Source organism: Acetobacterium bakii (genome assembly GCF_001263355.1).
GTDB classification, from domain to species: Bacteria; Bacillota; Clostridia; order Eubacteriales; family Eubacteriaceae; genus Acetobacterium; species Acetobacterium bakii.
In genome coordinates, this window is the sequence record NZ_LGYO01000031.1 from 39598 (window position 1) to 63738 (window position 24141).

The window sequence follows — 24141 nt, forward strand, 5'->3', positions numbered from 1 at the left end:
ATCTTGCCACCGATCCCTACCTTAAGGCGCTCCTCCAGTTGCCAAACCTTATATGACTTAAACAATCAAAGATGAAATCAGGAAGTTTAATACTTCTTCTTGATTTAAAGGTTTTGGTTTCTCCTTCAAATAGCCCCACGCCGGCAATGTATTTTAAAGCCCTCTTCACAGTGATAATTTTATCATCGAAATCAATACCAGACCATTTCAGCCCACCAATTTCACCACGCCGCAGACCACTAAAGATTAACAGGTTTAAAGCCAGTCTATATTTGATAGGTTCCTCTTCTAGCAGCTCCAGGGCTTCCTTATCATCCATATAGGCAGGCTATTTCATGGGTAGTATTCCCGCCTTTTTTTAATCGTCGCAAGGCATCGTCATTGATCCCGGCCTTATCCGAAATATCCTTTTGCTTCATATTGTCCACTGTTGCCAGATATTCCGGCGTGGCCATTAATTTTTCCCCACCTCTTACGCCGGTACTACCTTTGATCTTTGCATAAAAGTCTTGGATGTGCTTTGGTGTGATCTGGCCCATTTTAATATGTCCCAGCTCTTCAATAATTTTAATCGATTCATTTTGATAGCCCTGACCGTTACCGGGGAGAGGTTCTTATTACCCACATAATTCTTAAACCAGATTTCAATAAAATCAATGAGCTTAATGTTACTGTTCATGACATAACCCAGGTTGCATTTTTCCTCAAACTCCAGAACGACTTTCTCCAGCTCTTTTTTCAACTTGGCCGGGGTTAAATCCTCTGAAGGCTTATAGGTCATGGTGTGCCTGATTTGCTTGCCAGTGAGTGGTATCATAACCACTATAGGCAGTTATTTTATAGGCGTTTCCTCTTTTTTGTATGTTGGCCATGGGTTAGTCCTCCGGTTGTATATAACTTTTGTATTCATTAAATTTATCTTCGATTTTTTGGACATCTATCGTGTTTAATGACTTATTTAACATTTCTATAAATCTTTTGTTCTTCAAAATATCATCATATATATTTGAATAAAACTCATCTATTATCTTTGCATATCTTTTTTGAAGCAAAAATATTTCATAATCATTATCTCTCTCTTTTATGTTCAAGAAATGCTTATAGAAAGTTTCAAATTCATGTTGGAACATTATAAACTCGATATCTTTTTCTTTATTATCTTTGATGGTTATATTTTCATCATCATAAGTAAAACCGCTTAAATCACAATAGATTTTGAAAATATACTCTTTAAATTCACAATCAAATTGGTGATACCATGCTGAACTTATCATATTATCAAGTAAAAATTGAAAATTTGTACTTGATAATAACTCACTTAATCCTTGTACCCGCAGTTCTTTATAAGTAAGCAATTCTTTTATTTTTTCATCATTTTTATAAGCAACAATTTTATTAATTGCACGTTCACTTAATCCTGTTTTTTCACTAATAGCCTTTATATCCAGGTCAAAACTTTTTACACCACTTAACCCTAATAGATACTCAGCCGACACTTTAAAGAAATTACAAATTTTATATAATTTTTCTATATTGGGTTGGATAGAACCGTCCATATACTGGGATATTGCTTGCCTTGTTATCCCGGTTACACCAGCTAAATCTTTTTGTGTTGTTCCATTTTCACTCATTAACTCCCTTAACCGTGTAGCGAATACGCTATCGTATCCAGCAAAAGTAACCTCACCCATCGTTCGCACCTCATCTGTGTTTGTTTTTCTTTCTTTTTAATTATTATGTTTTGATTGCTTGCATTATCGTCATGCTTGCGCTATCATGATTATAGCAAGTTTTTCAAACACAAGCAACAACAATTATTATTCTAGGAGGAAAATCACATGAAAAATAGAGAAATCAAGGAATCAATCAAAAGCGCCAACCTCTACCAATGGCAGGTGGCTGAAGCATTAGACATAGGAGAATCAACGTTTTGCCGGAAAATGCGAAAAGAATTACCAGAAGAGGAAAAAACAATCATTTTAAACACAATTGACAAATTAAAAAGGAGGCTGTATAACATGAAAATCCCACGAATGCGGACAGTCCCAGAGGCATCAGCCGAATTAAAGGCTCTGGATGAACACACAGCCCTCACCCAATGCGCCATTAGACGGTTGGTATTGGATGGCAAAATCAAAAGCGTTAAGGCAGGTCGCAAGTGTCTGATTAATTTTGATGATTTACTGGCATATCTGCTTAACCCCTTCCAGGAAGAAACACCAGAAGAGGAAGCACCGGCCGCCGTTACCCATATCAGCACCGGCCGGATGGCTGAGTATAAAAGGAACATCGGTCGAATAAAATGATCGACCCTTTTGATCACATTCGCCAGACGCTTGATATTGAAGAGGTAGGCAGGCGGTACGGGCTTGAGGTCAACCGACACCATAAAGCCTTATGCCTCTACCATAATGATCATCATGAAAGCATGAGCTTTAAAAACAACCGTTTTAAGTGCTTTTCTTGTGGTGTTGGTGGATCTTCAATTGATTTAGTTCAAAAATTGTTCTCATTGGAGCCTCTACAAGCTGTTAAAAAGATTAACGACGACTTTGGTGTTAGGCTTAGTCCTTAAAACCGACTATAAGCCGGATATGGGGGAAATTCAGGAAATCGAACAGCAGCGGCAATTAAAACAGGCTTTTGATGATTGGTGTGATAAGACATATTCAGATTATGCAAAGATCGCGCGGTTTTATTGGCACAATTTGAAAGAGTATCGGCCAGTTAATGAAGGGGATGCATTTCACCTTTTATACGTGGATGCAGTCCACCGGCTGGAAACCGTGAATTATATTCTGGATATCCTTCTCAAAGGCACCCAGGAAGAGAAAACCGCATTATATAAAGACTTGAACAGATTGGAGGTGAAAGCTGGTTGAACCGCACAGAATTAAAAATATTAGAGTCCTTACAGGAAGAGGACAGAAAAAAACGTGAAATCGAAGAAATCAGGCAAAAAGAAGCAGCGCTTAATAAAAAAGAAATGTTGGTCATCAATACTGGTCATGTAATTACTAGCAAAGATTTAATTATACCCTAGGAAAAACCTAAACCATTAGAAAAAGAAGTTAGGCTACTTTCTTTCCCCTTGGATGCTCTACCGTGGTAGTAAGAAATTATGTTTAAGCAGTTTCAGAAAGCACCGCAACCCCTATCGACATGCGCGCTGTAGCTTCTTTAGCAGTTATTGCCGGTACCATACAAGGAAAATACCGAATCAGAGGTAAACCAGATTATTTTGAACCATTGCACCTTTATCTGTTATTATTGCAAACTCAGGAGAAAGAAAAAGTGCAATCATCAATGCCATAACGAAACATGTTCATGAATTTAAACGAGAAATCAATAAAAATCGACAATCAAAAATTAATAGACAAAAGATTGAAATTAACACCAAAGAGAAACAAATTAAAAAGCTTGAGGATGCAAACAAAGCTGATGAAGCATATTACCTTAAAACTGAATGCAGAGAATTGAAAGCAGAACAGATTAAACCTCTTCGATTAATTGCTGACGATGTTACACCAGAGGCTTATTGGCCGATAATAACGGTAAATTATCCGTTATTTCAGCAGAGGGCGGTTTCTTTGATACTCTGGCCGGGAAGTATTCTAATACTGTCTCAATTGATACGACATTAAAAGCGCATTGTGGAGACCCGATTAGAGTGGATCGAAGGGGGCGACCTCCTGAGTATATCCCAGCTCCTACACTCACAATATTATTGGCCGTCCAAAGTAATGTCATTGAAGGAATGTTTGATAATGGTACCTTTAAAGACAGAGGATTAACTGCACGGTTCTTATACTGTAAACCAAATTCAATGGTTGGCCATCGTGGTTTTGATACTGTTCCAGTACAGCCAGTTTACGAAACAGCTTACAACATTTGATTTACAGCTTACTAGAAATCAAAAGCGATAAAGCGGAAATAATTAAATTATCGGGTGAGGCAACAGATGCCTACCGGTTATTTTATGAAGATATTGAAAAAAGACAACAAGAGGGTAATGACTTAAGCAACATGACTGATTTTTCCAGTAAATTACATGGAGCTGTTTTAAGAATTGCCGGGATACTACATTGCATGGATTATGAAAGATTGATCAATAATGAACCTGTCAGTATGGAAACCATGGCCAACGCCATGGATATTGGAGGGTACTTTCTGAAACACTCAATGAATGCCTATGATCTAATGGGTGCTGATGATCCGATGAAACAGGCTAGATTTGTTTTAAGAAAGCTGGAACAGGACCCGAAACCTGAATACAATAGGGATGCTATTTACCGTCTGGCCAGAAAAGGGAGTAACGATAAAATCGAAATAATCGAACCAATAATCGATGAATTAATTGAACATGGTTATTTGTTTGAGGTTCTGCTGCCTTCTAAAAGTAAAAGAGGTGCAAAACCAAAACCGATATATAAAGTTAACCCACAACATTTTAAATTAAATACTGTGGAAACAATGGAATAAATGGAATTAATTCAGAAAAGGCAAAATAGATGGGTTCCAGTACTGTGGTAGAAAAATGGAAATAATGGAATTAATTCACGAACTAACAATTTTTTCCATTAATTCCACAATCTCATTAAAAGCAATCCTCTGAAAACTGCATAAAAAAGGCATTCTTTTAATTTTTCCATTATTTCCATTTATTCCACTATCCTACTAATAAAGGAGACATCGCTATGTTAAAACTCATTGAAGGAACTAAAAAAAAACGGCCCAAGGTAGATTATGAAATCATCTACCTTAACGGCATGATCCGGGCCATAAAGGCCAAAGAGCTGGCCCCGGATGATAAGACCATCACGAAGAGGATTATCTTCTACACCGTGAAATATTTTTCAGTCCTTGATATTAAAGGCATGAACCGGGAAAATCTGGAAAGCTTACTTGTTTTTGATCAGATGCTTTTGAACCAGATCTGTGAACTGACCCCGGCCGAACTGTTGACGATCTTTCCGGTTACAAAGTCCTATGATGGGGCAAAATACGAGTGCAAGGACTATTTCAACACCATGGTGGCATTACAAGCCCACGGGTTACATGAGCCATCCGGTCACCGGAAACGGCCTCTTCCCTCTTATGGGCCTATATGAACCCCACCGTCATGATGTATCAGGTGCATTGTATGAGCGTTGTCAGTGAGATCCATACCATGGACACCGGCAAAGGATTGATGGAGCAATTCTTTGAGGATCAGGGCGTAAAGTTTGGGACTGTCAGAAAATAAGAAACCCAGGATGGCCAATCCTTTATAGTTGGTGAAGATGGCCGATCTTTCCCGGTAAAAAAGCCAGTGCCACGCCATTTAAAATTAGTGAATTAAGGGGGTATCCATGAATCTATATCGATATACTGACACCGAATTAAAGGCCCTGCTTAAGACCATGGTGATCTTGTGTGATACCAGGGAGCAGGCAAACGACCACATTACAGACTATTTAAAAAAGAAGGATGTACTTTACCAGTCCAAGGCCCTGAGTTTCGGAGATTATTCCGCAATGATTCCGGCCAACGCTGAAATGGGCATCATGAGAGACCTCTTCTTTGACCAGTCGGTGGTTATCGAGCGCCAGGGATCCCTGGAAGAGATATCTGGAAATTTAACAAATGGCCGGGAGAGGTTTAAAGACGAATTGACCCGAGCCAGTAAGGCAGCGTTTCACCTGATGATTGAGGGTAAAAGCTTCAGTGACATCATTAATCACCGGTATACTACCCAATTCAATGAAAAGGCTTATATGGCTTCCCTCTTCCTTACAGAGTGAACACGGCTTTAATTTGGCCTTCATTGACCGGAATGACGCTGGTTTATATATCTACTCATTTTTATACTACCATGTCAGAAATAAATTTTTGAAGGGGGGACTCATGAAAAAATATGGTTTTGTTTTTGAAGATCAGGAATATGGTGCAGATGTGCCATGTATCATAGAAGTTTACGCCAATAGTTTTGATGAGGCTTGTAGAAAAAAACGTGATTTGCTTTTGCTGGCTGATCGGGCAAAAGAAGAGGGTTACCCCATTTACAGGAAAATTAAGCGGTACCGATAAAAAACCTTGTGTTATCTAAATTACCGGTTGTAAAGTTAATTTTTGGAACCTGTGCCTTTAAAAAATGCAATGCTAAAGTGACCGCTATTTTGATTTTTGACAGCACAATAGCAAGCCGATGTTGCGGAATAAGTGGTAATGGCGATTTGCGAGACTTGAACTTGTGTGAAAAGCATTTTCAGGAAGTTAAGGCAACGGCCATAGCAAATAATCTGAATTTTGAAGAAGAGTAATTGATTATGATTAATGAACGAAATGATTTATTGGCTGAGATAGCAAATGTGGTTGATATAGCACAGAACCACGTATATGTGCATAAATGCGAACTTGGAAAAAAGGTTGATGTGTCAAAAATAGCCCAGGCATATGCTAATGGTCAAGAACCTGATGAGGAATCGTCGTTATATATGGATTTAGAGCTTTCATCCGGTCTTTTGGGGGATGCAGACCATGATTTTCCAATTGCGTGAGATGGCTAGAGGCTAAACCCGGGGTGATCCAATGAGTCATTTCATTGACTTTGAGGATCCTGAGTGTGCCATTAAAATTGAATGGTCAGAGAAGTTTATCCAGCTAGCCACCCAGGTTGGGAATCTTATCCGATCCCTTCCCCTGGACAACAAACAGAACGACGATCTGATTAAATTGGTTATTGATCAGGTTACAAAGGCAGAGGCTAACGCATTCATAAGGGGTTTTCATCTGGCCGTTGAGTTTATCACTCAAGGCCCCACAGAAGACCCGAAACATTACTCGGTTCAATAGCCGTAGTAAAGAGGTAAAACAATTGGACAAAATTGACAGACTAATTAAAGAAGCTATGAAAAAAAGCCCTACCGAATCAGTTTTTATAGGCTTTATTGAGGAAAATGGAGAGGTCACGGGCTTTCAATTACGGGCCCATTATTGGAACGGTAAGCCGGGCAGCGGTACAAGGGTTGAGGAAACCCTTCACTCAACGGTAGAAGAGGCAGAAGCTTATCTTATGTCGCTGGACACAAAATCCCCAGTTATTTTTATTGATTGGGGGTTAAGTGATTAACATGGCCAATATACAGAAGCTGGATAACCTTTTAAAAATAGCAAAGCAGATTAAAGCAAAAGAAGTTCTATCCAAAGCTTTTGGTGGTTTTGGTGAAGAACCATCGTTTATTGAAGCGTTAGGCCTTAACCCAGAAGATTATATTGCCCCCTATCCGAATAGTGACCATGGTTATGACGATATGCAGGCATTAAGGGACGGTGTGGCTGATGCATGGGATGATTACGAAGTAGAGGGCTTTTGATGACCTCTTCTTACAGGCATAAAAAAAGACCCAGAAAAATTACCGAGTCCTCTTGTGAAAATTATGAATGCATTGAGATTATTTTACCATAAGGGGGCATAAATGGCAAAGTCAAACATTGCAATCGGGGTGGATCGGGGAACGTCTGGAAGCATACGATTTTATCCGGGTACCGTTACCAGCTGGAAAAGCAGGAACAGGCAGAGAAAAAATATAAACGGGCATTTGAACGGGCAACCACGACCACCCGATACATTCAGAGCGACAGAATAACCGGTGGGGATAAAAAAGACCTGTATGATCGGATCAATGAGCTGCAGCCTTTAAAATAAAAGTAACCGACGCAATAAAAGAAGTGGTTAAAACTAGGGCTGAGACCTTAGAAATGATAGACAGTATAAAACCTATAAAATATCGGCTATTGCTAAACTTGCTTTACATTAATGGCATGGACTACAAAGAGGCTGGTAATAAAATGCGGATTGGCCGTGATGAAAAAATGTCAGTTCTTCATAATCAGGCGTTAAAAATGGTAATCATAGTCTAAAGGGCTTATAGGCATAAAAGCGCCATAAACTAGCGGTAAAGTTCCGGGTTTTGCACCCTAAAAAGCTATGAAATCAAGCTATATAGCCGGGCGGCGTTGGTATACCCCCCCATTTATTGGCAAGGCTCTAAAAAGGGCCTCTTCCAGGTAGTTAATGAATGTTAGGAAAAAACGGAAAGTTTGCTGTTTGAAGGTATGCTTTTGCTCAAAAATGTTCAAAAGTCCCGAAACGTTACTTTATCCCAATTACAGGAAAAAGATCCCTCTAATTTTGGCGTTATCTGGTTATCAGCAACATTGGCCCAATTTGGGGCCGATCTAGTAGCTGAATTTTCGGCCGCCAAATCTGGGTTTTGATAGATCCCATCGCCTACGTAAAGTTAAAGAAGTCGACAAAGCATACTGATTTGACCCGATAATTCAGTTATGATGGGTATTACAAAGTTGGGAATACCTCCATCTGGCTAGGTTGAGTTGTGACCTCTTTGGATGTACGGGAAACAAGTATACAGCTGTCGACAAACAAATCCATATAGTTTCAAGAACTAAGATTTGATAGGAATAAAAAGTTAACCAGTAACTTTATCAATTTCCTTTAGAAGTTCTTTTTTCATAACTTCTAAATTTTTATGTACTGAGTTAAGCAGCATCGAGCTTTGTGCTTTTTCGATTTTTTCGCTTAATACTTCTTTGTCTGAAGATAAATTTTCAGCTATATATTTAAGCAAATCACATACTTCTTGATCCTTTAGTTCGAGTTGATCAAAGTCCTTAGCTTCACGGCAAACTGCATCATATTCATTCCTGACTTCCTCACTTAAATCATAGACCTTTGATATATAATTCGCTGGATCATCACAAAAGACAAATTTAACTGAGTTGATTTCATCAATCAATGTAATTTCAGATCGCTTAATAATTGCAAATTTCAGCATCTCACTTGATGAGTTTTTCATGTGAACAGATATCTCTATTGCTGGAAGTGAAGAATCATAACAACTGCCATCATTATAGTCAAATTCTTGAAAAAAAGCTGAAATACTACTTTTATATTTGTTCAGACATAATTCGCTTTCTTCACTTAATTTCGATAAGAAAGCACTAAGCAAATCTTTATAATGAGTTAAAAGTTTTCGTGATGATTCGCTTAAATAGATCCTTTTCGTAGCATGCAAATAAACTAATGGGGCATTGAGCATATCCAATTTAACATCAAGTGATATTTTTTCTAGATCATATATTTCATATTGATACAATCCCTCAACAATCTCAATGGTTTCTTCAATTCGAGTACAATAAGGAATAAGAATGTTTTCTAAATTGGCCTTTTGATCTTGTTTTCTAACTTTATATCTTTCAATAGATGAAGTTGAAAGATAGGTCATAAAGCCCCCTACCAAAACTGAAATCAATGTCAAAATTTGCGAACTACTGTTTGCAAAAAATTGTAGTGCTTGATCTTTCATATTTTTTAATTCCCCTCACTTTAAGTTTATATTTTCCCAGCAATTTCTCTATAAGACAAGTACATTAAAAAGAAGAGGCGTTAACCTCTTCCTGTCGGTCGATTATCGGCAAAGATGCTTTTGATTATTCTTTGATTTAATATTCAAATTTTTCAATTTAGAAATTCTTTTTTTTAAAATTGGTGGTTTATTGATTAAAACCCTATATGCTCCCTTATCAATCTTTATCATCGAAGTCTGAGGACTTTCAATCATTCTAATTAAAGCGTCCTGGAGCACCTGAGAAAAGTTGACATTCTTTTCAAGTGCAGCATCATTTAACCAGGAAGGAATAGTGAGTGTCTTCTTAACCGCTCTGGATTCAGTTCTCTTTTTATAGGCGGCCATATCAAATTCAATCACTACTAAAAACTGTCCCTCTTCCAGCTTAATGGCTTGTGGGTTAGAAGCCTGCGGAATCGGCTCTTTCTTATCCTCCATATAGGACAAAACAAGTCCCAATGCCTCAAAGGCCATTTCGTAAGATTGATCTATGGTATCTCCACAGGTATTGCAGCCGGGAAGGTCTGGAAAGAATACGGAAAAACCGCCATCCTCTTCAGGAATAAAAACCGCTGGATAAAACAATTTCTTCATGGGTATTTCCTCCTTTGTGGGTTCGGGCTATTTCAGCCCGGCATCTTTTAATATTTGCTGTTCAGTGCCCTTTTTAAGATCTTTTGAGTGATAAGGTACGGTGGTTCTTTTCCCAGTATCCGGATTCACAAAGAATTTATGGGAGCCGTTTTGGCGTTCCTCAATAAATCCATTTTCTTTAAGGAGCTTTATCATCTGTTTTGGTGTCATTGGCATTGTCTTAACCCCACTTCCTTATCATGATCAATTGTAACACGTGTTAATACGTGTGTCAATTGATTTTAAAGTTGACTATTTTAACTTTTTTCCATTAATTCCATTTATTCCATGGGTTTATGACATTTGCGACACGATCCAGAAAATAAAAAAGAAGAGGTTTCCCTCTCCTATCGGTTGGTTTGTTTGCTGGTTGCGGTTCTGACCTCTGAAATTTCAGGACTCGGATAATTTGCGGACTCCTAAAAATTGAGGGCTCCAAATGCAGCCGGTTTTTCGTCTCTATTGGTTCGTTGATTTTGCGGGTTGATTATGCGGTAGGTCGAGGAGGGTGAAAATTTAAAACTTCATTTGCCATCCTCTTTCTAAATTAAATAATCACTTATTCCACAAATAGCTGGATCGATTTTAGTGAAAAAACTATAGCATTTTAATGTATGGTCGCTAGGGTCGATTCCAGCGTTGGAATTTGTATATCTGGATATTCTCCATTTCAATGGCTTTAGCATTTTTTCCAATTCTTCAAAGTAAACCTTATCCACAAAACCCATCGAATGTCCAAGCACTATAATTTCATCGACTTCATCCTTATAGTCAGCAATCCAGTTAATTAAATTATCTATTTGAAGTTTTTTTTGATTACTACAATAAAAGTCATACATTGATTGGTACTGTTTATGGATATAAAAGTCGTCATGATCATCTTCATCACGATTACGAATGGAAATTTCAATACCAACATCAATATCATGCGGATGAAAGACTCTTAAAGCTTCTTCTTCTGGATTTGCATAGCCGAATATCAACTCATCGCCATCATCGAAAAAGCCGTGTATATGGGTTATTCCATGGATATTTTCACAATTATACAGCTCCTGAATAGTCGAAGTGTAATTGAATGATAAGATTAATGAGTTCTCAAACATATCTTTATTAATGAAGTGGTATCTATTGTCAAATATTTTTTGATTTGCAGTCAGGATCATATATTTTAAGGCTTCATTTCGAACATAATACATTGTATCCATTATCTGTTCCATTTGAAAAATTACACCATCTCTATCAGACTCCTTATCCGATAGATAGTCTGGTGATTCAATATACGACTCTGCCATTGCTGCAACGTCAAAATATGACAAACCTTCTTCATACGCATTCCAATCGACACCAGAGTTGCTGTAATAATCATACGTATCATGTTTTTCTACGCAGTTTTGAAAATCATTTGTTGATGTGGGAAGGTTATGGTGTAGATCAAAACCATTTCCTATAATATATAATTTCATGTCATTTTCATATTGCGAATATTTCAATCGCAATTCCCTTCTTTGTAATTCGACGCTGAAAGATTTGAACACTCGTTAGCAACTTTAATAAATCTTGTTGCTGTAATATTGCTGAACTCAACCTTCTCTTCCAGCCATTTTCTCCATTCGCTGTGCATTATTGGCTTCCGTTTTATCGGACAGCATTATTGAACCTACCGCTCCTCCGGAAAGTTTAAGAGACTTTTTCAGATTTTGCCGGTAAAGTAAGAACCTGGGCTTTCTTCTAAAAATGGAATAAAGTCTCTCGTCGAATTTTCAACGCAACTTTTCACCCCCCTGAATTTTCAGGGTAAAAAAAAACATGACGGACTAAATCAAGGGCTTTTTTCTTTACAGGATGTTTGTATGGGTGAGCGGTTTGCCGGGGGATAAAATCCGAATCGTTTCGGAATTTGGCTAATCCTCTTCGTATACCATGATGTCGCCGGGTTAAATTCGTTCTCCGGTATCATTCATAACCATTTCAATATTGATAGTGCAATCTAAAGCCCCGGCAATCTCTTTCAATTCCTCTTCTTTAAAGTTGTCACGCTTGAATTTCCCGCTTATATTCTGTGGGGATTGATCCAGCTTTTCAGCCAGATCTTTAAGCGACATATTTCTTTTAAGCATAGCAATTTTAATTTTTTCGGTCATACTCAAATTAAGCACCTCCTTTTATTTCATAATAAACTAAATAAGGAATGTAATCAATATTTATTTTACCAAATTAACTTTATAGTTAATAAACACTTCACTAAATTAATTATAAAGTTTATATTTAACTATAAAATTGATAGATGTTGAAAGGAGAAATCAAAATGTATAACCTATCAGAAATCGCAAGAATCGCCAACAAACTGGCCACCACCGGATTAACCAAAAGCCAGGCATTTAAAAGAGCCTGGGAGCTGGCCAAAGGTAAAACCCTTGTTGTTAAAGGCGTCACCCAGGGAAAACGGCAAACAGCCATTGACCACATGAAGCAGTATGACCCATCAGAAGTTACCATCAGCCTTCAAAGAAATACTCAAAACTACTTTGATACTGATACCGTTGAAGTTATAGCCACTATACAGGGTAATTCCTACTGTGTGGGCTACCTGGCCTCTTCTGTTTCTGGATGGTTATCAAGGTCATGGACTTTGGAACAGCCCTAAAGGGTGCTTAAAACAGATTGTCGGCGGTAATGGTTTATATTATGGATTGCGGATTAATGCACAGATAGCATAGCCTGCATAGGCAGGAAAGAAGATTGTACCTATGAGGATGCAGCACACAGAATTACTACTGGTAAAAGAAGCCGTTACTTGATAAAGGTATATCTCCAATCATTAAAGACCTTGGAGAGGGACACTGTCCATAACCAAACTTGCATACAGCATGTATTAAAAGAAAGTGAGAATGTAGAACTTGGAGACAGAAGAAAAAGTATTTGAAATATTGCAGAAATATACTAAAAAATCACTGGTTGATTTTAGCTGGGCCAGAGATAGCGATCTAGGTATTTATCTTGTGAATAGCGAATGTTGTTCAAGCATATATCTTGGGGAATTATTAAAAAATGACCTTAAACAAGCCTCAAAAGTATTGTCCCATGAATTAGGACATCATTATTTATACAGAGGTAAAATTGATATGAAAAAATATAAACATGGCAGTGATCAACGAGACGAAAATTATGTAAAACTTATTGAAGCTGATGCTGATGCATTCGGGGCAGGTCTTAGGAGTGCAATACGTCTTGAATGGTGTTATTTGCAGTAAGAGTAGACCTCTTCCAAAAATAAATAATTTAATCCTGGAGGTATTGAATTTGGAGCTAATGGTGACTATAGTGAAATATCAGGTGGGGACATCCCAGGCATTGAACCGGAAAACATGGAAATATGCAAATATCTGGCCGAATATGCCAGCTTATTAATCAGATCAAGCAATAAAGCCATTTTAGAGGAAAAAACAGGTTGCTAAAAAAGTACCCTGAGTTAGACAATGATAGCTTTCATAGATTTTTCGACGCTGTTCTACAGGCCATTTGATGGTGGTCTTTCTTTATGCCCTTAGGAGCTGATTCTGGATAATAACACGGGATTTAGCTTAATGATTATGTGTGGAGAATTGAGGGCTTTAAATGGACCGGTATGGGCTTAAAACAATAAAGCCATGAGTTAAAATATTATTTGCAAATTATCCGTGATATTTATACCTATAAATGGCTTTGCAGTGGGAATATAAAACCCATGCCTTGGCGACTATTTGGCGACTATTCTAAATTTTTGTAGATTTTTTGATTGTTATTCATGATCATTTATTAAAAGATAAAACGCCAATATCGCATATTATTGCCATTTATTGAGTTAATGAAAGTCCATTGATTTTCACTTGCCTTACTGGCAGTCAGAAGGCCAGGGGTTCGAGTCCCCTCATCTCCACCAATAAGAATTGCACAAGAGAGCCATCGAGGCTCTCTTTTTTTATTGTCAAAAGGTCAAACTTATCAAGAAAAGCCCCAGCCTGATGTTTATTTGGTGTTTATTCCTGCAAAAAATTAAAGACCCATAACATAAGCTATGAACCTTTAGTATAGGAGTAATTTCTTTTATCAACCTTATTAACTCACTGAATATCCCAATCAGATAGTGCACCCTTTCAGATAATTCAGGGCACACTATCCCGTAAACGATTGCGATGTTTCGGACAGAGTGCAATCACTTAAGTGACAGGCACCGTATATTCTTTAAATTCCTCACCAAAAAACACTCCTGGGATTGGGTTAAACCCCTTTATTTTAATTTCTAACATGCTTTCAATTCTTCCTGTAATAACCTCATCACTCTTTATATCATTATACCAATTTTCAACAGCTTCACACATTTCTTCACAAAAACAAGCTACATTTAATGTAAGTATATTATCAATTTTAACTCTATGTAATCCTAAAGTTGTAAATTGAATCTTTTCAAGCGTTTCTCTAACCCTTTGGGTAGTTATATCATCTGTACCTTCATGCAAAATCGAACATCTTAATGCATAGCAATCTCTTCCTGTAAGAAAAATAGCCATATCACCATTAAAAATTGAACTGTTCAACTCCAATAAATAGCTGTCAAACCATTCAATATACCTAGCTTGTGACCCCAAATTGGGGCGTGCTAACTTTCCGCAAATGTCAGGCATTGATAGAGCTATAAAAATCGCTGAATACCAATTTTTATTTTCGATAGACAACCTTACAGAATTAATAAATTTTTTCATACCTTACCTCACTTGTATAATACTAATATATTCGGAAACTTTTTGTTAAGCATCCTATCAATCCATTTATGTGTATTTTCTTCTAAAATTTAACTTTGTGTGTGCTGACACTCTCGTTACTAGGAACAAAACAGATTTCAACTTAAGCAATAGGCACCGTATCCTTTTTATAACGCAACTGCACTGGCTCCGGGAAAGAGTGCTTTGAAATATTCAGTATTGGAAACACTGCTCTGAATCAACGGAAAGCATGCACCTTTTCAAGTGGAATATTCAACTCACTTGATAATTTATACTTTTATAATAACTTTCTTTTAATTTAAGTAATCCCTTTTCTAACTCTAATATATTATTTTTTGTATTATAAATTTGATTTTTTATATTTGAAGGCATTTCTATTTTTTCGTATTTTTTCTCAAGTACATTTATTGTGTCTAATTTATTTCTAATTTTAGAACGATATCGCTCAATTTCTTTAAGTGTTTTTGTAATAAATTCATCTGTATTGTTCTCAAATATCTTATTCTCAAATAATATGTTTTCAAATAAATTATCACTAATAATGGAATCCTTATTAATTAGATATTTGTTTTGTACATTCCAGAAAATTCTTATATCAGCATCCACTTGACTGACTTCATCAATTACACTTTGGTCCAACTCTACGTCGCTTTTTTCATTATAAGTCTCAATAAAACTATTCATTGTATACATTCCAAATTCTTGTTCTGTCTCGTCAATAAACTCTTTGCGCAATTCTATACGTGGCCCTATTGTTTTTCCATTACACTGATTCCACCAATCTTCTTTTTTATCCTGTGTAATAAAAATGATGTTTTTTTTGTTTTCTTGTGAATAATTTAATATTTCCTTCCAAATAATAAGATCTCCGTAGATGTTATCATTTTTTCCTCCTTTAATTGCATCTTTGTACCCTGGAGGTATTTTATCTTCATATCTTACTTTTCCCTGATCATAAATAATTTGCTTTGCTTTAATATCAAATGGTGAACCTACTCTATTTTCGTACAAAGACAAAAGTTTTGGCAATATATTATCTTCAGATGGTTTTTGAACTAATAGATTTTTTTCTCTATGATTCTTTACCCAGGTTTGTAGATAATCTTCTAACTCCATTATCTCTGGATTATCCTCTTTTATGCGTATAGACTCAATGCATTTTTTCACAAAGCTTTCTGCTTCAGTCTTTAACGAATCATATGTAATGACCGTATCATAAATGACTTTACATCTTTTACTCATAAATTCAGTCGCTACGTGGTGAGGCATCCAGATTCTATCTTGAAATAATGATATTGCCTCAAGTAATCCTTCTCTAGTTTTGGTCGAATATCTATATAAATTCAACAGCACATTAGTATCAAATACAAATATCGAATTTTCCCATAACATTTTCTTATTATCTATATCCGGTTCTAAATATTCACAGATTGCTTTTCTCATAATCTATATCTCCCTACTAAAATACTAATTAAATTTTTCATATTTTTCACAAAGTCATTTCTTTATGAATTTTTCGCTACTATTCTTTTATATTATAAGTTTAATTATAAAAAAATGAAACAATATTTTAATTATTTTCAATAGATGCTAATTTTACTGAGCGGCTTTTGTATAAACACGAATTTTTCAAGATTACAATTTCTCCTTAGGTTCTTCTTTTTTCCAAGTTAAAAGAGAGGAAAAATAAAGAAATACAAAAAACATTCCTAAAAAGAAGACCGTTATAATACCCCTTTTGACACAAATAAATAATTGATAATTATATGTAGTAAACGGAATCAGAGTTAATGGAATTACGATTGAAGCAATGGAATATAAACAAAATATTATTAAGCCTGCTTTCATTCCTTTTGGCTTTCCTAACGCACTTATTCTATGTGACAATTGTGTCTTTTGAAAATTAAGCCAATCAATCGAATCTTTCAAATTTCTTATTTCACTTATAGCATCGTCATACCATTTATTAGAGAAGAACGGCATTTGATATGACTTCATGTTAAAACTTGGCATGAATAATCCGCCATGAATTTGACGCGTGGTTTCTTCTATATAATCTTCATATGCTTCAATAGCATATTTGCAAATCTCATAATCAAAATCATCTAGATCCTTAACCAGTATACGTGGTATACCGACTTCATTTATATCTTCTTTTTTACAATCTTTATCTAAAATTGTTTTTTTAACCTCATGCCAGATATTATTGCATTTATCCCAAAATGGCATTAGGTCTTCAAAACGTATATTCAAACGATCCTCTTCTTTATACAAATCCACCAGTTTCGTATTTTTTATTAACTCAATTATATTTTTTCTTATGAAGTCCTTAGCATCATCTTCAGTAACTTTTTTTATTAATTTTTCCATTTTGTTTTGTTTGAAAGACAATTCCTCCAAAACCTCATTTAAACTTGTTATTGCATCATTTCTTTCAGTGCTTAGTGTTATAAGTTTACTAGCAACGAATCCTCCTATAATTGCAATAATAGTAGCAGTACACCCTGCCACTGTCGAAAGTAGTGTTGTCAAGTCATATAACATTATTTCCTCCAATTATTGTATTAATACTAGACCTTATTAAAGATCTACTATAAAATCACAATGCTTTACGGGATGATGTAACTAAAATATTATCCAGTGCATCACTGGCTTTCGCATCGGCTGAATTGATAACATGGGCGTAAATATTACCGGTAGTGGATAAATTAGAATGTCCCAGTCTGGATGATACCGTTTTGAGATCCACACCGCTTGCAATCAATATGGATGCATTGGTATGACGGAGTGAATGCAGATGAACCGGCTTTAATCCATGTTTGTCTGTAAATTTCTTTAAATACGCGCCGATGGTATCCAAGCTCATTGGCTGACCGTTCCAACGGGTAAAGACATAATCATTATCATTCCATCGATCCCCTACCTTTAAACGTTCTTCTAGTTGCCAGACCCTATGAGCTTTAAGCAGGTCGAAGATAAAATCAGGAAGCTTAATACTTCTTTTAGATTTGAATGTTTTAGTGTCACCTTCAAACAATCCTTCACCCGGAATATACTTTAGTGCTCTTTTAATGGTGATAATCTTCGCATCAAAATCGATATCAGCCCATTTCAAGCCCCCAATTTCTCCCCGCCTAAAACCACTGAATATCAGCAAATTTAAGGCTAACTTATATTTAAGGGGTTCCTCTTCAAGTAATTCCAGAAACTCCAGGGCCTCTTTATCATCCATATATGCTGGTTCTTTACGGTCGGATTTTGGAAGTTCTACCCTTTTTTCAATAGGATTAAATGGTATTACACTCCATTTAACCGCATTATTCATGATATTATTTAATAACTTATGATAGTGCAATACTGTTTCATTTGAAACCTGTCTTTGTGGATTTGTAGATTTGAAGAGGGTATCAAGATCATTTTTTAGTGCTTTAGAAATTCTCAGAGCTACTTCAAAGGTAGTATTCCCACCCTTCTTTAATCGCCTGAGAGCATCATCATTGATACCGGCCTTCGTTGAAATATCCTTTTGTTTTATTTGAGAAATGATTTCAAGATATTCATCGGACACCTTAAACTTTTCTCCACCTCTTACACCTGTGCTGCCTTTTATTTTTGAATAGAAATCTTGAATATGTTTAGCAGTGATCTTCCCCATTTTAATATGGCCTAACTCTACAACAATCTTTATTGATAAATCCTGATATCCTTTTACGGTTACCGGGGAAAGGCTCTTATTTCCTACGTAATTTTTAAACCAAATCTCAACAAAATCAATGAACTTGATATTGCTATCCATGACATAACCGAGGTTGCATTTTTCTTCAAATTCTAGAGCGACTTTTTTTAGCTCTTTTTTTAATTTAGCCGGGCTCATTTCTTCCGGGGGGTTATAAGTCATTGTATGCCTGATTTGTTTTCCATTGGTATCATAACCAGAATAGGCAGTTATCTTATAAGTATTGCCTCTTTGTTGTATATTAGCCATGATGGTACCTCCTATGTTTAGTGGAAAGGAAGTGAAAACATAACGGCACGTTAACACAAACTTTCAATAATTTCTTAAAGTCCCTTGATTTACTGGTCAGGTTTTTTATTCTGTAATTTTCGCTTAATATGGTTTGTCCATGTTGGGATAACTTCTAAATATAATGAGCTACAATCAAATCACTTAAAGCATATAGAATATCATCATCAAGACGTTTGTGAATAAAATCGTTAATCTCTATTCTTAAGCTATTATCATTTCCTTCTAATGCATCTACTATTTCAAAGTTACCATCTGGTTTTATCAGCAGTTCTTTAATTGGATATTCCTGTTTAAGTTCCCAATTACCGTCTGGTTTTATTATAAGTTGTTTATGATGATTTTTATCTACATATCTTAAAAAAGTTATACTTTTGTATATGTTTGATAGAACTGATGCAGAAGGCTCATAATCTAAGGAAAAACACTCATTTTCATCTATTAGGTCTTCCTCCTCATCAATGTTTATACTTTCCTGTTCAATGATACGGCTTAATAATGGTAACAATTCACTCTCTTTATTCTTTAATTTTTCCAGAATTATAATAGCTCCATCAGATAGACCTAATTTTTCATGTATTGTGCTTATCTCCATATCTATGCTTTTCGAATCTGTTTTGCCTAACATAAAATCAGCAGAAACTTTAAAGTGTTCACATATCAGACTAAAGTTATCTATATCTGGTAATCTTTTACCATTTACATAAAAACTTATTGTCTGCTTCGAAATCCCTATTTTTTCGGCCAATTCCCTTTGGTTGATATTTCTTTCTTCCATTAATTCACTAAGTCTATCTTTGAAGTCATTTCCCGTAATTTGACTATCCATTCCAACACCTCAATACATATTTGTAGTCAATATAAATTATAGCATTATATATGTTTACACATTCTATTTTTACTGCTATAATTATTGTAGTCATAATTATTTCATAGATTGCATTTGTAGTCAATGAAAATCTAAGGAGGTTTTGTTGAATGAAAAATAAAGAAGTTAGAAAATTCATTAAAAATTCCGGCTTTTATCAGTGGCAAATAGCTGAGGCTATAGGAATTCATGAAGTTGCATTTTCTCGAAAAATGCGCCACGAACTAAAAGAAATGGAAAAATTTCAAATTTTTGAAGCAATTGAAAAATTAAGCAAGGAGAAAAATAAATGAACATACCGAGAATGCGAACCGTACCAGAATCCGCTGCCGAATTAAAAGCTCTTGACCAGCACACCGCCCTTACACAATGTGCTATACGTCGTTTAGTCTTAGATGGCAAGATCAAGAGCATTAAAGCTGGTCGAAAGCACTTGATTAACTTTGATGATTTGCTGGGATATTTATTGAACCATATTCCCATCGAAGAACCAGAAAAGGAAACCACAGCCAGCGTTACCCATATTGGCAGTGACCGAATGACCGAATACAAAAAAAATATTGGTTTAATTAAATGATTGACCCATTTGATCACATTAAGAAAAATCTTGATATTTTAGTGGTGGCCCATCGCTACGGGATTGAGGTTTACCGGAATCATAAAGCCCTATGTATCTTTCATAATGATCATCACGAAAGCATGAGCTTTAAAAATAACCGGTTTAAATGTTTTTCTTGTGGAGTTGGTGGTTCTTCAATTGATTTAGTCCAAAAACTATTCTCGTTGGAGCCTCTACAAGCCGTTAAAAAGATTAACGTCGACTTTGGACTTGACTTGGACCTTAAAACAGACTATAAGCCAGATATTGGTAAAATGCAGGAAATTGAAAGAGAACGGCAATTAATGAGGGTATTTGACCACTGGTGTGACAAAATCTATAGCGAATACGCACAGATTGCACGCTTTTACTGGATGAACATACAGGAATACAAACCAATAAATGAAGAAGATGCAATGCACCCATTGTATATTGATGCAGTCCACCAGTGGGATGCAATCAATTATATTCTGGATATTCTTCTAAAGGGAACCTCGGATGAAAAAACCATATTATATAAAGACTTAAATAGTTTTGAGGTGATGACCGGGTGAATGAAAGACAAAAGGAAATAATAGCAATAATGGAAAAAGAGAGAAATATCAAGATTCTTGAAAAAATTCAGGTAATGGAAAATGAAGATCACCATAAAAAAGAAATGATGACTATTAATATTGATCATTTAATCACAAATAAAGATCTGACCATCCAATGGGAAAAACCAAAACCATTAAAAAAAGAAGTCATGTTGCCTTCTTTCCCGCTGGATTCGTTACCATCGGTAGTAAGTAATTATGTTAAAGCCGTTTCAGAAAGTACAGCCACCCCTATCGACATGTGTGCCGTTGCATCCCTGGCGGTCATTGCCGGTACTATACAAGGGAAATATCGAATCAGAGGCAAACCGGATTATTTTGAACCTTTAAATCTCTATACCGTTATCATTGCAAACCCAGGTGAAAGAAAAAGTGCCATAATCAACGCCATGACAAAACATGTTCATGAATATGAAAGAGAAATCAATAAAGAAAGACAGTCAGAAATTGACAGGCAACGCATAGAGCTTAACGCAAAAGAAAAACAGATTAAATTGCTTGAGGACAGAAGTAAAGTAGATGAAGCCTATATACTAAAAACGGAGTGTAGAGAATTGGAAGCAGAACAGATTAAACCTCTCCGATTAATCGCAGATGATGTTACGGCAGAGGCTTTAACATCATTATTGGCTGATAATGACGGAAAATTATCTGTCATATCAGCAGAGGGTGGGTTCTTTGACACCCTGGCCGGGAAATATTCAAACACGGTTTCAATTGATACAGTACTAAAGGCACATTGTGGTGATTCTATCGGTGTTGACCGAAGGGGGCGACCTCGGGAATATATTCCAAACCCTACATTAACCATCCTCTTAGCCGTTCAAAGTAATGTTATTGAAGGCATGTTTGATAATGGGACTTTTAAAGGAAGAGGTTTAACAGCACGATTTTTATATTGCAAGCCTAATTCGATGGTAGGTCATCGTGGTTTTGATACCATCCCAATAAAACCTATATATGAGCTCACATATAGAGATTTGATTTATAGCTTACTAGAAATTAAAAACGATGATCCAATAATTATTAAATTATCAGCTGAAGCAACGGATGCTTACCGGCTATTTTATGAAGATATCGAAAAAAGACAGCAAGAGGGCAATGACTTAAACAGCATAACTGATTTTGCCAGCAAATTACATGGTGCAGTTTTAAGAATTTCCGGATTACTCCATTGTATGGATTATGAAAGATTAATCAATAATGAACCTGTAAGCATGGTTACCATGGCCAATGCTATGGATATTGGCGGGTACTTTCTGAAACACTCAATGAATGCCTATAATTTAATGGGCGCTGATGATCAGATGAAACAAGTAAGGTTTGTATTGCGGAAACTGGAACAAAACCCACTAGAACAGTATAAAAAAAATGAAATTCTAATTATGTGTAGAAATCCTATGATAAAGGTAACTTCGGATTTAGAACCAATATTGGAAATACTCATTGATCATGGTTATCTACTCGAAACTAAACCAGATAACGCAAAACGAAGTGGGAGAAAATCAGCAACAATTTACGAACTCAACCCACTACACTTCAATTTCTAAACATCTGTTATAAATGTTATATATGTTATAAATCAAAGGGTTTACTCATTAATAACATTTGTAACATATATAACGCGTATAAAAATATTTTGACATTCGACAAATACGACACAAAAATTAAATTAGAATTATAGATTGGAGAAATCTGTTAAAACTCATCGAAGGAACTAAAAAGCAACGACCAGCGGTAAATTATGACATTATTTATCTGGGTGGCATGATCAGGGTTATAGAGTCCCAACAATTGGATCCGGAAAACGAAGATATCACGAAAGGTGGATAAATGAACTTATATCGATATACAGAATCCGAAACAAAGAAAATCTTAAAGACCATGATTATTATTTGTGATACCAGAGAACAGAACAATCAACACATTAAAAGCTGCCTGGAAAAGAAATCAATTCCTTATCAAGATAAAGCATTGAATTTTGGCGATTATTCAGCCGTTATTCCGGCTCATCCAGAGATGGGGATATTAAGGCCCTTATTATTCGATCGCTCGGTTGTAATTGAACGAAAAGGATCACTAGAAGAGTTGTCTGGAAACCTTACTCAAGGCCGTGAGCGGTTCAAGGATGAACTAATCAGATCAACAGGGGCAGATGTTCACTTGATGATTGAAGGTCGAGGGTATGAGGATATTATTAAACATAACTACCAAACCAAATTCAGTGAGAAGGCGTTCATTTCTTCCCTCTTCTCTCTCCAGTGTGAATTTGGCTTGAAATTAGCGTTTGTTGAACCTGAGTATTCAGGTTTGTACATTTATTGGGTTCTTTACTATCATGTTAGAAATATATTACTAAAGGGGTAATGCTATGAAAAAATATACTTTTATGTTTGAAGATCCGGAATATGGAATGCGTGTGCCTGTGATGGTTGATGTTATTGCAGAAAGCTTTGAAAAAGCCTGTATTAAAGGTCGTGATTTATTATTACTGGCTGATCGCGTCGCGGATGAGGGTTGTTCTGTAATGAACGTTTTAAAACAATCAAACAATTAGGAGAAAAAATTTGAATAAATCACAAAAGATTTGGAATAGTATTGGAAATGAAAGCTTAGATGCTTTATGGGAATACGTTGAAAAAAAGTCAGATTATGATAAGAACCCGGAATTAAGAGGTATGGTTAAAGAATTGTCAGAAATTTTTAAAGAGGTAAAAGACAATAATTTGAGATACCGACTTGAAAGCGCTGCAAATGAACGCGCGAGCGTTTCATTGTACCAAGGTTTTGTTTTAGGATTCGAAGAAGCCGTTAAAGTGCTGGTTTGGAGCCCTAGGACAAAAAAACCAAAATATAGAAAATAAATTGCTTATGAAAAAATTAAAGTTTAAGAGAAAAGTGTTTAAATGTGTCCTGGACCTTTTCTAGGTTTTAACAAGCGGTGAAGCACTTCGATCTATGTGTAAAATTAGCAACCCTAATATTAAAAAATAAAAGCGCAAAAGGAGCCAATAATGCAAATATTAGCAACACCAAGAGAAATAGCAAAGATTTTAGGGATACCAGTGACAACCATCCGGCACTTATACCGGTATGATGAAACATTTCCCTTTGTGAAAATCCGAGAACGGTATTATATACCAATCGAAAAGGCCAAAACGTGGGTTCATAACAATATTGAAAATAATAATATTTAAAGCACCATGAATCACATATCAAGATCTAAACTTCACTGCTTCTATAATCTAAAAG

General features: G+C 35.9%; 40 protein-coding genes and 1 pseudogene. 25 read left to right on the forward strand and 16 right to left on the reverse strand.

Annotation, left to right across the window (positions count from 1 at the left end; genetic code table 11):
* Window positions 1–16 precede the first annotated feature (16 nt).
* From AKG39_RS20730 to AKG39_RS12160, 4 genes are read right to left on the reverse strand one after another with little or no spacing between them, the layout of a single operon-like run.
* Window positions 17–319: a tyrosine-type recombinase/integrase gene (locus AKG39_RS20730; protein WP_050740671.1), complete on the reverse strand. Its 303-nt coding sequence runs from the start codon at window positions 317–319 to the stop codon at window positions 17–19.
* Window positions 312–539 carry a hypothetical protein gene (locus tag AKG39_RS20885; RefSeq protein WP_160316182.1) on the reverse strand — a complete coding sequence of 76 codons (228 nt, stop codon included), beginning with the start codon at window positions 537–539 and terminating at the stop codon, window positions 312–314. The genes AKG39_RS20730 and AKG39_RS20885 overlap by 8 nt, the downstream gene beginning before the upstream one ends.
* The gene (locus AKG39_RS20270) at window positions 473–817 is read right to left on the reverse strand and encodes a hypothetical protein (protein WP_126981232.1); all 345 of its coding nucleotides are present in this window, start codon (window positions 815–817) and stop codon (window positions 473–475) included. The genes AKG39_RS20885 and AKG39_RS20270 overlap by 67 nt, the downstream gene beginning before the upstream one ends.
* Window positions 818–875: 58 nt before the next feature.
* Entirely contained in the window at window positions 876–1691 is an 816-nt protein-coding gene (locus AKG39_RS12160) for a helix-turn-helix domain-containing protein (RefSeq protein WP_050740673.1), read from the reverse strand.
* A gap of 147 nt (window positions 1692–1838) precedes the next feature.
* On the opposite strand from AKG39_RS12160, the gene AKG39_RS12165 reads away from it, so the two are divergent.
* From AKG39_RS12165 to AKG39_RS12185, 7 genes and pseudogenes are all read left to right on the forward strand, one after another.
* Window positions 1839–2306: a DNA-binding protein gene (locus AKG39_RS12165; RefSeq protein WP_050740674.1), complete on the forward strand. Its 468-nt coding sequence runs from the start codon at window positions 1839–1841 to the stop codon at window positions 2304–2306.
* On the forward strand, window positions 2303–2575 hold the full coding sequence (locus AKG39_RS20890; RefSeq protein ID WP_083439530.1) for a CHC2 zinc finger domain-containing protein: 273 nt from the start codon (window positions 2303–2305) through the stop codon (window positions 2573–2575). Before AKG39_RS12165 ends, AKG39_RS20890 begins: the two co-directional genes overlap by 4 nt.
* Complete coding sequence (locus AKG39_RS12170; RefSeq protein WP_126981233.1) at window positions 2556–2882, forward strand: hypothetical protein; 327 nt, start codon at window positions 2556–2558, stop codon at window positions 2880–2882. Before AKG39_RS20890 ends, AKG39_RS12170 begins: the two co-directional genes overlap by 20 nt.
* Entirely contained in the window at window positions 2879–3043 is a 165-nt protein-coding gene (locus AKG39_RS20085) for a hypothetical protein (RefSeq protein ID WP_160316183.1), read from the forward strand. Before AKG39_RS12170 ends, AKG39_RS20085 begins: the two co-directional genes overlap by 4 nt.
* A 268-nt stretch (window positions 3044–3311) precedes the next feature.
* Window positions 3312–3895: pseudogene (locus AKG39_RS20895) on the forward strand (DUF3987 domain-containing protein).
* Window positions 3892–4482, forward strand: a complete 591-nt coding sequence (locus AKG39_RS20900) for a DUF3987 domain-containing protein (RefSeq protein WP_050740677.1) — start codon at window positions 3892–3894, stop codon at window positions 4480–4482. Before AKG39_RS20895 ends, AKG39_RS20900 begins: the two are co-directional and overlap by 4 nt.
* Window positions 4483–4697: 215 nt before the next feature.
* Window positions 4698–5111, forward strand: coding sequence for a hypothetical protein (locus tag AKG39_RS12185; protein ID WP_050740678.1), 414 nt, complete (start codon window positions 4698–4700; stop codon window positions 5109–5111).
* Here the strand turns inward: AKG39_RS12185 and AKG39_RS19785 are convergent.
* Window positions 5096–5323: a hypothetical protein gene (locus AKG39_RS19785; RefSeq protein WP_126981234.1), complete on the reverse strand. Its 228-nt coding sequence runs from the start codon at window positions 5321–5323 to the stop codon at window positions 5096–5098. The two genes, AKG39_RS12185 and AKG39_RS19785, sit on opposite strands and share 16 nt — an antisense overlap.
* A 28-nt stretch (window positions 5324–5351) precedes the next feature.
* Between AKG39_RS19785 and AKG39_RS12190 the strand changes: the two genes are divergently transcribed.
* The 8 genes from AKG39_RS12190 to AKG39_RS20905 all read left to right on the forward strand — a co-directional run bounded on the left by AKG39_RS12190 (window position 5352) and on the right by AKG39_RS20905 (window position 7902).
* A complete protein-coding gene (locus AKG39_RS12190; protein ID WP_050740679.1) occupies window positions 5352–5783 on the forward strand; it encodes an ERCC4 domain-containing protein in 432 nt (143 codons plus the stop codon).
* Window positions 5784–5886: 103 nt separating this feature from the next.
* Window positions 5887–6069 (forward strand): hypothetical protein, encoded by a 183-nt coding sequence (locus AKG39_RS12195; RefSeq protein ID WP_050740680.1) that lies wholly within the window; start codon window positions 5887–5889, stop codon window positions 6067–6069.
* Between the two features lie 8 nt (window positions 6070–6077).
* Window positions 6078–6302: a hypothetical protein gene (locus tag AKG39_RS12200; RefSeq protein WP_050740681.1), complete on the forward strand. Its 225-nt coding sequence runs from the start codon at window positions 6078–6080 to the stop codon at window positions 6300–6302.
* A 6-nt stretch (window positions 6303–6308) separates the two neighbouring features.
* Complete coding sequence (locus AKG39_RS12205) at window positions 6309–6539, forward strand: hypothetical protein (protein ID WP_050740682.1); 231 nt, start codon at window positions 6309–6311, stop codon at window positions 6537–6539.
* A gap of 31 nt (window positions 6540–6570) precedes the next feature.
* Window positions 6571–6834 (forward strand): hypothetical protein, encoded by a 264-nt coding sequence (locus tag AKG39_RS12210; protein ID WP_050740683.1) that lies wholly within the window; start codon window positions 6571–6573, stop codon window positions 6832–6834.
* Window positions 6835–6856: 22 nt separating this feature from the next.
* Entirely contained in the window at window positions 6857–7111 is a 255-nt protein-coding gene (locus tag AKG39_RS12215; RefSeq protein WP_050740684.1) for a hypothetical protein, read from the forward strand.
* Window position 7112: 1 nt separating this feature from the next.
* Window positions 7113–7355, forward strand: coding sequence for a hypothetical protein (locus AKG39_RS12220; RefSeq protein WP_160316184.1), 243 nt, complete (start codon window positions 7113–7115; stop codon window positions 7353–7355).
* A gap of 346 nt (window positions 7356–7701) precedes the next feature.
* Complete coding sequence (locus tag AKG39_RS20905) at window positions 7702–7902, forward strand: DUF1492 domain-containing protein (RefSeq protein WP_423230042.1); 201 nt, start codon at window positions 7702–7704, stop codon at window positions 7900–7902.
* 569 nt (window positions 7903–8471) lie between these two features.
* On the opposite strand, the gene AKG39_RS12225 is transcribed toward AKG39_RS20905, so the two are convergent.
* The 6 genes from AKG39_RS12225 to AKG39_RS12245 form a co-directional block, all read right to left on the reverse strand.
* Window positions 8472–9368, reverse strand: a complete 897-nt coding sequence (locus tag AKG39_RS12225; RefSeq protein ID WP_050740686.1) for a hypothetical protein — start codon at window positions 9366–9368, stop codon at window positions 8472–8474.
* 102 nt (window positions 9369–9470) lie between these two features.
* Window positions 9471–10004: a type II toxin-antitoxin system HicB family antitoxin gene (locus AKG39_RS12230; RefSeq protein ID WP_083439533.1), complete on the reverse strand. Its 534-nt coding sequence runs from the start codon at window positions 10002–10004 to the stop codon at window positions 9471–9473.
* 27 nt (window positions 10005–10031) lie between these two features.
* A complete protein-coding gene (locus AKG39_RS12235; RefSeq protein ID WP_050740687.1) occupies window positions 10032–10220 on the reverse strand; it encodes a type II toxin-antitoxin system HicA family toxin in 189 nt (62 codons plus the stop codon).
* 365 nt (window positions 10221–10585) lie between these two features.
* Window positions 10586–11506 carry an AbiH family protein gene (locus tag AKG39_RS12240; RefSeq protein WP_126981235.1) on the reverse strand — a complete coding sequence of 307 codons (921 nt, stop codon included), beginning with the start codon at window positions 11504–11506 and terminating at the stop codon, window positions 10586–10588.
* Between the two features lie 23 nt (window positions 11507–11529).
* A complete protein-coding gene (locus AKG39_RS20910; protein ID WP_083439534.1) occupies window positions 11530–11664 on the reverse strand; it encodes a DUF3102 domain-containing protein in 135 nt (44 codons plus the stop codon).
* A 313-nt stretch (window positions 11665–11977) separates the two neighbouring features.
* Window positions 11978–12184: a helix-turn-helix domain-containing protein gene (locus AKG39_RS12245; protein ID WP_242852610.1), complete on the reverse strand. Its 207-nt coding sequence runs from the start codon at window positions 12182–12184 to the stop codon at window positions 11978–11980.
* 164 nt (window positions 12185–12348) lie between these two features.
* On the opposite strand from AKG39_RS12245, the gene AKG39_RS12250 reads away from it, so the two are divergent.
* Together AKG39_RS12250 and AKG39_RS12255 are read left to right on the forward strand one after the other, a co-directional pair.
* Complete coding sequence (locus tag AKG39_RS12250; RefSeq protein WP_050740690.1) at window positions 12349–12687, forward strand: hypothetical protein; 339 nt, start codon at window positions 12349–12351, stop codon at window positions 12685–12687.
* Window positions 12688–12940: 253 nt separating this feature from the next.
* Window positions 12941–13294, forward strand: a complete 354-nt coding sequence (locus AKG39_RS12255) for a hypothetical protein (protein ID WP_050740691.1) — start codon at window positions 12941–12943, stop codon at window positions 13292–13294.
* Window positions 13295–14239: 945 nt separating this feature from the next.
* Here AKG39_RS12255 and AKG39_RS12260 read toward each other — a convergent pair.
* From AKG39_RS12260 to AKG39_RS12280, 5 genes are all read right to left on the reverse strand, one after another.
* Window positions 14240–14782, reverse strand: a complete 543-nt coding sequence (locus AKG39_RS12260; protein ID WP_050740692.1) for a hypothetical protein — start codon at window positions 14780–14782, stop codon at window positions 14240–14242.
* A gap of 273 nt (window positions 14783–15055) precedes the next feature.
* Window positions 15056–16246: a PIN domain-containing protein gene (locus tag AKG39_RS12265; protein WP_050740693.1), complete on the reverse strand. Its 1191-nt coding sequence runs from the start codon at window positions 16244–16246 to the stop codon at window positions 15056–15058.
* A gap of 192 nt (window positions 16247–16438) precedes the next feature.
* Window positions 16439–17347 carry a hypothetical protein gene (locus AKG39_RS12270; protein WP_050740694.1) on the reverse strand — a complete coding sequence of 303 codons (909 nt, stop codon included), beginning with the start codon at window positions 17345–17347 and terminating at the stop codon, window positions 16439–16441.
* A gap of 55 nt (window positions 17348–17402) precedes the next feature.
* Window positions 17403–18788: a tyrosine-type recombinase/integrase gene (locus AKG39_RS12275; protein ID WP_050740695.1), complete on the reverse strand. Its 1386-nt coding sequence runs from the start codon at window positions 18786–18788 to the stop codon at window positions 17403–17405.
* 154 nt (window positions 18789–18942) lie between these two features.
* The gene (locus AKG39_RS12280; protein WP_050740696.1) at window positions 18943–19656 is read right to left on the reverse strand and encodes a helix-turn-helix domain-containing protein; all 714 of its coding nucleotides are present in this window, start codon (window positions 19654–19656) and stop codon (window positions 18943–18945) included.
* Window positions 19657–19805: 149 nt separating this feature from the next.
* Between AKG39_RS12280 and AKG39_RS12285 the strand changes: the two genes are divergently transcribed.
* The 8 genes from AKG39_RS12285 (at window position 19806) to AKG39_RS12320 (ending at window position 24086) form a co-directional block, all read left to right on the forward strand.
* A complete protein-coding gene (locus tag AKG39_RS12285) occupies window positions 19806–19988 on the forward strand; it encodes a hypothetical protein (protein WP_050740697.1) in 183 nt (60 codons plus the stop codon).
* Window positions 19985–20272, forward strand: coding sequence for a MerR family transcriptional regulator (locus AKG39_RS12290; RefSeq protein ID WP_050740698.1), 288 nt, complete (start codon window positions 19985–19987; stop codon window positions 20270–20272). Before AKG39_RS12285 ends, AKG39_RS12290 begins: the two co-directional genes overlap by 4 nt.
* On the forward strand, window positions 20269–20847 hold the full coding sequence (locus tag AKG39_RS12295; RefSeq protein ID WP_050740699.1) for a CHC2 zinc finger domain-containing protein: 579 nt from the start codon (window positions 20269–20271) through the stop codon (window positions 20845–20847). Before AKG39_RS12290 ends, AKG39_RS12295 begins: the two co-directional genes overlap by 4 nt.
* A complete protein-coding gene (locus tag AKG39_RS12300; RefSeq protein ID WP_050740700.1) occupies window positions 20844–22439 on the forward strand; it encodes a YfjI family protein in 1596 nt (531 codons plus the stop codon). Before AKG39_RS12295 ends, AKG39_RS12300 begins: the two co-directional genes overlap by 4 nt.
* Before the next feature lie 283 nt (window positions 22440–22722).
* Entirely contained in the window at window positions 22723–23256 is a 534-nt protein-coding gene (locus AKG39_RS12305; protein ID WP_050740701.1) for an ERCC4 domain-containing protein, read from the forward strand.
* A gap of 4 nt (window positions 23257–23260) precedes the next feature.
* Window positions 23261–23446 (forward strand): hypothetical protein, encoded by a 186-nt coding sequence (locus AKG39_RS12310; protein WP_050740702.1) that lies wholly within the window; start codon window positions 23261–23263, stop codon window positions 23444–23446.
* 10 nt (window positions 23447–23456) lie between these two features.
* Window positions 23457–23753, forward strand: coding sequence for a hypothetical protein (locus AKG39_RS12315; RefSeq protein WP_050740703.1), 297 nt, complete (start codon window positions 23457–23459; stop codon window positions 23751–23753).
* 150 nt (window positions 23754–23903) lie between these two features.
* Window positions 23904–24086: a MerR family transcriptional regulator gene (locus tag AKG39_RS12320; protein WP_050740704.1), complete on the forward strand. Its 183-nt coding sequence runs from the start codon at window positions 23904–23906 to the stop codon at window positions 24084–24086.
* The last annotated feature ends 55 nt before the right edge of the window (window positions 24087–24141 follow it).